Raw genomic sequence first — 7,652 nt, forward strand, 5'->3', positions numbered from 1 at the left:
TCAGTAGGCCAGGTTCCAGGTCAGGGTGTAGGTCCGCCCTCGCCCTTGGTAGTCATACAGGTACGCCGGCCCGTAAGTCGGCGAGTAGAACAGCGTCGCTCGCTGGCCCCACACCGTGCTGTACTGCTTGTCGAACAGGTTCTGGATGCCGGCGCTGAACGTGCCGAACCCGGTGGCCTGGCTGCCCAGCAGGTCGAAGGTGGTGTAGCCGTCGATCTGGTGGTGGGCATCATCCTTGAGGGTGATGGCATGGTTGGCCTGCAACCGGGCACTGCGCCCGTCCCCCTTCCAGCCGACGAACGCGGTGGCTTTGGACAGCGAGGCATAGCGGGCATCGCGCTTGATCCAGTCGCCGTCGGCGCTCTCCTCCTCCGAACGCACCAGGTGCAAGGTGCCGCCGGTTTCCCAACCGTTCTGGAAGTAACGGGTCAGGGCGCTTTCAAAGCCATAATCACGGCGTTTCTGGTCATCGACATTGATGGTGAGGGTCTTGCTGTCGACATTGATGATCTTGTCCGACCAGGTGTAATACAGCGCCGCCTGGGCATTCCAGTCGAGGTCGGCATAGCGCCAGCCCATCTCCACCTGGCGGCTCTTGATCCCGGCCAGCGGGTTGTCGGCCACCGACAGGCCCGGCTTGCCGTAGTACTTGGCCGGGTCGGGCAGCTCGAAGCCTTCGCCGTAGTTGGTCCACAACTGGTGGCCGTTCTTGAAGTCGTAGATGGCGCCGAGGTTGTACAGGCTGACCTGATAGTCGTTGCTGCCACCGGGCACGTTCTTGAAGTCGCTGACATCCACGTCCATCTGCTGGCGCCGGGCACCACCGGAAAGGGTCAGGTTATCAGTGAGGTGCCAGTCCAGCTGGGTGAACAACGACACCCCATCGACCCGATAGCTGGGGTAGCGCGCCGCTTTGCTCGCCTCGTCCAGCTCCAGGCCGCCGCTGGCGGATGAGGCGCGAGCATCGAAGGTGGTCTGTTCGGCGTTGAAGCGCTCGCGGTCGAGGTCGACACCATAGGTTAGCTTGAGGGTGTCCCACTGCTTGGCGAACAGCGCCTTGAGGCTGGTGACTTCGAAGTTCTGCTGCGAGCCGGCAAAGTACACACCCCGCGAGCCGGTGGGCTTGCCGGTGTTGTAGTAGGGGAAAGGGTAGAAGTTGTCGTCTTCCTTGCGGTACGAGGCCTGCAGGTAGAAGTCCTGGCCCAGCACGTCGCTGTGGTGGTAGTTGGCGTTGAGCAGCAGGCGCCGGGTGCGCGGCGCAAGGTCCGAGGAATAGCCGCCGCGCAGCTCGGCATCTTCCAGATCGGAGGGCGCGTTGTAGTTCAAGTTGGGGAAGTAGATGCCGGTGCTGCCGTGATTGCCGGAATCGTAGTACTGGGCCAGCAGGTCCAGGCTCTGCTCATCGCTGAGGGCCAGGCCGAGGGTGCCGAGGATGTCCAGGCTGCGGTTGTACTGCAGGTCGGTCTGGGTGTTGTCGATGAAGATCTGCTCACCGGCGCCGTCATAGAAGGCTTCGTTCTGCTCGCCCGAGACACCCAGCCGGGCATTGATCCGCTCGTTGCCACCGCTGATCGACTGGGCGATGCGGGTGGACAGGTCGCCGCTGTTATTGAAACCGCTGCTGGCCCCCAACTGCGTTTCGAAGCGCAGCGGCCCCGGCTCGCCCTTCTTGGTGACGATATTGATGATGCCGCCGGTGGCACCGCCACCGTAGATGGCACTGGCACCGGACAACACTTCGACGCGCTCGACGTTGAACGGCGAGATGCTGTCGAACTGGCGCGACAGCCCCCGGGAGCTGTTCTGGCTGACGCCGTCGATCATCACCAGCACATCGCGGCCACGCATGTTCTGGCCGTAGTTGGTGCGGCCTTCCGGCGCCAGGTCGAGGCCTGGAACCAGCTTGCCGATCGCTTCCTTGAGGCTGACGCCGCTGTCGATCTGCTCGCGCAGCTGCTGCTGGTCGACGACCCAGACGGTGCCGGGAATCTCGCTGATGGCGGTGCTGGTGCGCGAGGCCACGCTGACTTCGATGGGTTTGAGGCTGACGCTCTGCGGCGCGGCCTTGCGCAGGGTGATGGTGCGCGCGTCGTTGAACCGATAACTGACGCCGCTGCCGGCGAGCAGTTGCTGCAGGGCCTGCTCGATGCCAAAGGTACCTTGCAGCGCCGGGCTCTGCAGGCCGGCCACATCGTCGGTGGTGTACAGCAGGTGCAGGCCGGCCTGGTCGGCAAATGCGGTCAGCGCCTGATCCAATGGCTGGGCGGGCAGGTCGAGCTGTACCTGGCGGGCCTGAACGTCGCTGGCCAGGGTGGCGCTGGCGGCCTCGACCAACAGTGGCCCTGCCAGTGCGGCCAGGGCGGTGCAGGACAGCAAGGCGTGTTTGAAACGGTACGGGAGCGTGGGCGTAGCCTTCACGAATGAGCTTCCAGACAGTCGTAATTGGGTAGGGTTGGCTGATCAGTGCCACTACGACGATCTGGCTTCGATGAACTTGCAGTGCGAAATGAAAAATATTTTTGTTTCGCTGCCGGGGCTCAGTAGACCACGGCCAGGAACGGCAGGTAGGTGACCTTCAGGCCATACCGTTGCTCTAGTGTGCGCAACAGCGCATGGGGGTCGTCGAGGTCGAACACGCCACTGACCTGGAGGGCGGCAAGCTGCTGGTCGGGGATGAAGATGCGCCCATGCTGGTAGCGCTCAAGTTCCGCCAGTACCTGGCCGAGGGGTTTGCCATTGAAGATCAGCTTGCCGCGCTGCCAGGCGGTCTGGGCGCCGGCATCCGGTGTCGGTTGCAGCACCTGGCCGCCAACTCGGGCCTCGCCCTGGGCCAGGACCACGCGGTTGCCCTCAGCTTGGCGGCGCACGCTGAACACTGCCGTACCACCGCTGACCGGCTCGCCACCGGCCTCCACCACGAACGGACGGGGATCATCGACCGTCTCGAACAGGGCTTCACCGGCCTGCAGCACCACCTTGCGCTGGTCGGCACTGTACGCCACCGACACCGCACTGCCACTGTTGAGGGTGACCCGCGAGCCATCGGCCAGGGTCAGGCTCTGCCGCTGGCCAACACTGGTGTGGTAGTCCGCCTGCCACACCGGCAGTTGCTGCCAGGCGCCGTATCCGGCCATCAGCATCGCCAGCGAGGCGGCGATGGCGGACACCTTGCGCCATCTGCGCGGTGCAAGTGGCTGGTGGAGCGCTTGTGCTGTGGGGGTATGACCGAGGTCCTGCCACAATGCCTCGGCTTCGCCAGCGGCCTCGGCATGGGCCGCGCTCAGCTGGCGCCAGCGCTGGTAGCGCGCCCGGTCGGCCGCCGTGGCCGTGCCCGAATGCAGCAGGACCTGCCAGTCGAGGGCATCGTCGCTGAGGTTGCTGAGCGGGTGAGGTGCAGGCATGGCGGCGGTGTCATTCATGGTTGTGCTTGAGCCAGTCGCGGCAATGGCGCAGGGCCTGGCCGATGTATTTTGCCACCATGCTCTCGGAAACGCCCAGCCGTTGTGCGATCTGCGCCTGGGTCAGGCCCTCGATGCGATTGAGCAGCAGCGCCTGGCGCGCATTGTCGGAAAGTTGCAACAACGCTTCATCAAGAATCTGCAAGCGCTCGCGGGCGAGCAACGCGGCTTCCGGCGCGGGCGCAGGGCATGCGACCTCCCCTGCCCCATCACTGTCATCGTGGCTGGCTGCCAGGCGCTGTTCACGCCGCTGGGCGTCAATCGCCAGGTTGCCGGCAACGCGAAAGATGAAGCTGCGGGCATGCAGCACCTGAACGGCCTGTTCGTCGATCTTGACCAGCTTCAGGTAGGTTTCCTGAGCCACGTCGGCGGCGCGCTGGCGGTCGCGCATGCGCCGGGTCAGGAACTGCAGCAGGTCGTCGTAATGCTCCTGGAAACTTGCCAGCAGCCCGGACACGGGAGACGTCAGCATCGGTAGGTGAAAGGCCGTCGGGAAAGATTATCGGGCGTTAATGAGAAACAGTATCTTTCATAACGCGCCGTACTTTCAACGCCGCCGTGCATTTGCCACACTGCAGGCTCGCCCGTAAGCCGAGGCCCTGAACGCCATGCTTGTCCGCTGCTGCCTGATCCTGCTGTTGGCCCTGGGCCTCAATGCCTGCGCGCTGTTGCAGAACCGCGATCCGCTGAACATCAGTGTGATCGGCATAGACCCGCTGCCCGGCCAGGACCTGGAGATACGCATGGCGGTGAAGATCCGCGTGCAGAACCCCAACGAAACGCCGGTCGACTTCAATGGCATCGCGCTCAATCTCGAGGTCAACGATCAGCCCCTGGCGGCTGGCGTGAGTGACCAGCGTGGGCACATCGGCCGTTACGACGAAACCGTGATCGTGGTGCCGGTGAGCGTCACCGCCTTCGCCTTTCTGCGCCAGGCCTACGGCCTGAGCCGGGTGGATTCGCTGCAAGGGCTGCCTTATGTGCTGCGCGGCAAACTGGCCGGCGGCTTGCTGGGTACCGTGCGTTTCACCGACAAAGGCAAACTGGACTTGCCTGCTGCCACAGCGGCCGGCTGGTAAACACGTTGTATTGGTAAAGGACCTACCAATGTCTTCTACACCTGAATTGAAAACCGCCCGGCTGCTGCTGTGCCCCTTGCAGTTGAGCGACGCCGAAGCCATCCAGCAACTGTTCCCCCACTGGGAAGTGGTGCGCTACCTGAATGCCCTGGTGCCGTGGCCCTACCCGGAGGATGGTGCCTTGCACTATCTGCGCGATGTCTGCCTGCCGGCGATCGCTGCGGGGCGTGAGTGGCACTGGTCGATCCGCCTGCTCGAACGCCCGCAGCAGCTGATCGGCAGCATCAGCCTGATGGACTTGCCCGACAACAACCGCGGCTTCTGGCTGGCGCCTGCCCAACAGGGCCGGGGCTATATGACAGAGGCCTGCGCGGTGGTCGATGCGTTCTGGTTCAACACCTTGCAGCGCGAGGTCATGCGCGTGCCCAAGGCGGCGCCCAACGAAGCGTCCAGGCGTGTTTCCCAGCGCGGCGGCATGCGCCTGCTGCGCACTGGCCAAGGCAACTTCGTGAGCGGTTGCCTGGCACAGGAAGTGTGGGAGATCACTCGGCAGGAGTGGCTCGACCTGGCTGGTGCAGGGGCCGGTTGAAAGTGCCCTGGCTCAGCGGCCGGCGTTGGCGGCGGCCATCAGCTTGTTGACCTCGACGCGCACCAGTTGGGTGAATTCGGGCGGCGACATGCCGTCCAGTTCGGCACGCACCCACTCCGCCCATTTGCCCTTGCGTCGCGGTTTTTCTGCAATCAGACGCCCTGCTTCACCCTTGGCCTTGGCCAGGTTGCCTTGCCAGTATTGGAACAGCCGCGCTTTCTCTGCCTCGATCTGCGCCCGTTCCGCGAAGCTCATGTTGGCCAGATTGAAACTCATGGGTAATACCTGCCACTGGAAAATGGGCGCTATCTTACACCGTAGCGGCCGGGCGCCGGTAAGCCGCTGCAACTTTCCCGACGCCACGGCATCCACTGTTCAACCCCACTCTGCACGAGGACGTGTACATGGCCAGGCATACCGCCGCGCAAAACAATGGTGAACAGATCAAGGACCAGGTGTTCAGCGAACTCCAGGCGTTGATCGAGGAATCCGAGAAATTGCTCAGTGACAGCGCCTCGCTGGTCGGCGAAGACGCCGACGGCCTGCGCGCCCAGCTGGGGCTCAAGCTGCGCCAGGCCCGTGACGCCACCAGCCGCCTGGGCCAGAAAGCGCAACCGGTGGTCGATGCCACCGAGCAATACCTCGGCGGTCATCCGTGGCAGACGGTGGCGATATCTGCAGGTTTCGGGTTGGTGGTGGGCCTGCTGCTGGGCCGCCGCCAATAGCGGCCGATCAGGCCGCGCGGGCCATGGGGATGCCGCTGTGGAAGCGCATCTCCTGGTCGGGCGAGCTGATCAGTTCGGCTTCCGCGTCACGTACTTGTTCGACGACTCGGGCGATCTCGGCTTCATCGCCGTATACATGGGCCAGCTTGAGGTATCCCTGATAGTGCCGGGCTTCGCTCTTGAGCAGGCCGTGATAGAAGGTACCAAGTTCTTCGTCCAGGTGCGGTACGAGGGCAGCAAAACGCTCGCAGCTGCGCGCCTCGATAAAAGCCCCTACCACCAGCGTGTCCACCAGCTTCACCGGCTCGTGGGCACGCACCAGGCGACGCAGGCCCGAGGCGTAACGCCCGGCCGACACCGGCCGCAACGGTACACCGCGTCGCTTCATCAGCCGTAGCACCTGCTCGTGGTGCACCAGCTCTTCACGGGCCAGGCGCGACATCATGTTGATCAGGTCGAGGTGGGTGTTGTATTTGGCGATCAGGCTCAACGCAGTGCTGGCCGCCTTGAATTCACAGTTCTTGTGATCGATCAGCAGGGTTTCCTGGTCGGCCAGCGCCGCCTCGATCCAGGCGTCTGGGGTACGGCAGCCGAGGAAGGCTTCGATTTCAGGAATCTGGGACATAACACTCACAATCACGAAAGATATCTGCAGGACCGGCGATTATACCGGCGGCAGCGTCGAGTGCCAGTGGCTATTCTTGACGCATATCAAGCGGCGGCAGGAGGTGCGCCGACTATAGTCAGGCATTGGTCGCCATTCAGAAGGGAGTTCACGCCATGCAAGCCGTTCGCAGCATCCTTGTCGTTCTCGACCCCGAGCACGCCCACAGCCGCGCCCTGACCCGGGCCAAGCTAATCGCCGGCGTGACAGGCGCTCGCCTGCACCTGCTGATGTGCGACAAGAAGCATGACCACAGTGCGCTACTGAGCCTGCTCAACAGCCAGTTGCATGATGACGGGTATGACAATGTCACCCACGAGCAGGCCTGGCACGACACCCTGCATGAATCCATCATCAGTGTGCAACAAGCCGAAGGTTGCGAGCTGGTAATCAAGGAACATCGGCCGGATAACCCGCTACGCAAGGCACTGCTCACGCCCAACGACTGGAAACTGCTGCGTAAGTGCCCTTGTGCGGTACTGATGGTCAAGAGTGAGCGACCCTGGACGGGCGGGGTGATCCTGGCAGCGGTGGATGTGGGCAACCAGGATGAAGACCACCGCAGGCTGCATACGAGCATCATCGACCATGGCTATGCCATTGCCAGCCTGGCCAAAGGCGAGCTTCATGTGATCAGCGCACACCCCTCGCCCATGCTGTCGGCGTCCGACCCGGTTTACCAGCTTACTGAAACCATCGAGCAGCGCTATCGCGATGCCTGCAAGGCCTTCCAGGCAGAGTTTGACATCAGCGAGGAGCGTCTGCACGTAGCGGAGGGGCCGGCTGATGTACTGATTCCCTTTACCGAGAAGAAGTACAACGCAGTGGTGACCATCATCGGTACCGTGGCGCGAACAGGCACTTCGGGGGCCTTGATCGGCAATACCGCTGAAGTGGTGCTCGACGCCCTGGAAGGTGATGTACTGGTGCTCAAGAGCGAGGAAGTGACAGCGCACCTTGCCGAATTGGCTCGAGGCTGAAGCGCTATAGAACCCTGAAAAGACAAAACCCCTACCTGCATGCGCAGATAGGGGTTTTGCGAAATGAATCTTGACGATTACCTACTCTCACATGGGGAAACCCCACACTACCATCGGCGATGCATCGTTTCACTACTGAGTTCGGGATGGGATCAGG

8 protein-coding genes, 1 rRNA gene and 1 pseudogene are annotated in these 7,652 nt (G+C 63.0%); 4 read left to right on the top strand and 6 right to left on the bottom strand.

Annotated features, from left to right (window positions below; all coding sequences use genetic code 11):
* From F6X61_RS12425 to F6X61_RS12435, 3 genes and pseudogenes are all read right to left on the bottom strand, one after another.
* Positions 1-2,418 carry a TonB-dependent receptor gene (locus F6X61_RS12425; protein ID WP_153786863.1) on the bottom strand — a complete coding sequence of 806 codons (2,418 nt, stop codon included), beginning with the start codon at positions 2,416-2,418 and terminating at the stop codon, positions 1-3.
* Between the two features lie 119 nt (positions 2,419-2,537).
* Positions 2,538-3,419, bottom strand: a complete 882-nt coding sequence (locus F6X61_RS12430) for a FecR family protein (protein WP_153786864.1) — start codon at positions 3,417-3,419, stop codon at positions 2,538-2,540.
* 4 nt (positions 3,420-3,423) lie between these two features.
* Positions 3,424-3,930 (bottom strand): annotated as a pseudogene (locus F6X61_RS12435) (RNA polymerase sigma factor); the annotation flags it as partial.
* Between the two features lie 136 nt (positions 3,931-4,066).
* On the opposite strand from F6X61_RS12435, the gene F6X61_RS12440 reads away from it, so the two are divergent.
* Both F6X61_RS12440 and F6X61_RS12445 read left to right on the top strand, forming a co-directional pair.
* Positions 4,067-4,537 carry an LEA type 2 family protein gene (locus tag F6X61_RS12440; RefSeq protein ID WP_153786865.1) on the top strand — a complete coding sequence of 157 codons (471 nt, stop codon included), beginning with the start codon at positions 4,067-4,069 and terminating at the stop codon, positions 4,535-4,537.
* 28 nt (positions 4,538-4,565) lie between these two features.
* On the top strand, positions 4,566-5,126 hold the full coding sequence (locus tag F6X61_RS12445; RefSeq protein ID WP_153786866.1) for a GNAT family N-acetyltransferase: 561 nt from the start codon (positions 4,566-4,568) through the stop codon (positions 5,124-5,126).
* 12 nt (positions 5,127-5,138) lie between these two features.
* Here F6X61_RS12445 and F6X61_RS12450 read toward each other — a convergent pair whose 3' ends face one another.
* Complete coding sequence (locus F6X61_RS12450; protein WP_153786867.1) at positions 5,139-5,402, bottom strand: hypothetical protein; 264 nt, start codon at positions 5,400-5,402, stop codon at positions 5,139-5,141.
* Positions 5,403-5,530: 128 nt separating this feature from the next.
* On the opposite strand from F6X61_RS12450, the gene F6X61_RS12455 reads away from it, so the two are divergent.
* On the top strand, positions 5,531-5,851 hold the full coding sequence (locus F6X61_RS12455) for a YqjD family protein (RefSeq protein ID WP_153786868.1): 321 nt from the start codon (positions 5,531-5,533) through the stop codon (positions 5,849-5,851).
* A gap of 7 nt (positions 5,852-5,858) precedes the next feature.
* Here the strand turns inward: F6X61_RS12455 and F6X61_RS12460 are convergent, their stop codons facing one another.
* A complete protein-coding gene (locus tag F6X61_RS12460; RefSeq protein WP_153786869.1) occupies positions 5,859-6,476 on the bottom strand; it encodes a tRNA-(ms[2]io[6]A)-hydroxylase in 618 nt (205 codons plus the stop codon).
* Between the two features lie 155 nt (positions 6,477-6,631).
* Between F6X61_RS12460 and F6X61_RS12465 the strand changes: the two genes are divergently transcribed.
* Positions 6,632-7,495, top strand: coding sequence for a universal stress protein (locus tag F6X61_RS12465; RefSeq protein WP_153786870.1), 864 nt, complete (start codon positions 6,632-6,634; stop codon positions 7,493-7,495).
* Positions 7,496-7,563: 68 nt separating this feature from the next.
* Here F6X61_RS12465 and rrf read toward each other — a convergent pair.
* Positions 7,564-7,652, bottom strand: a 5S ribosomal RNA gene (gene rrf, locus F6X61_RS12470); the annotation flags it as partial.

The organism is Pseudomonas sp. EMN2, from assembly GCF_009650555.1.
In the GTDB taxonomy this organism is placed as follows: Bacteria; Pseudomonadota; Gammaproteobacteria; order Pseudomonadales; family Pseudomonadaceae; genus Aquipseudomonas; species Aquipseudomonas sichuanensis.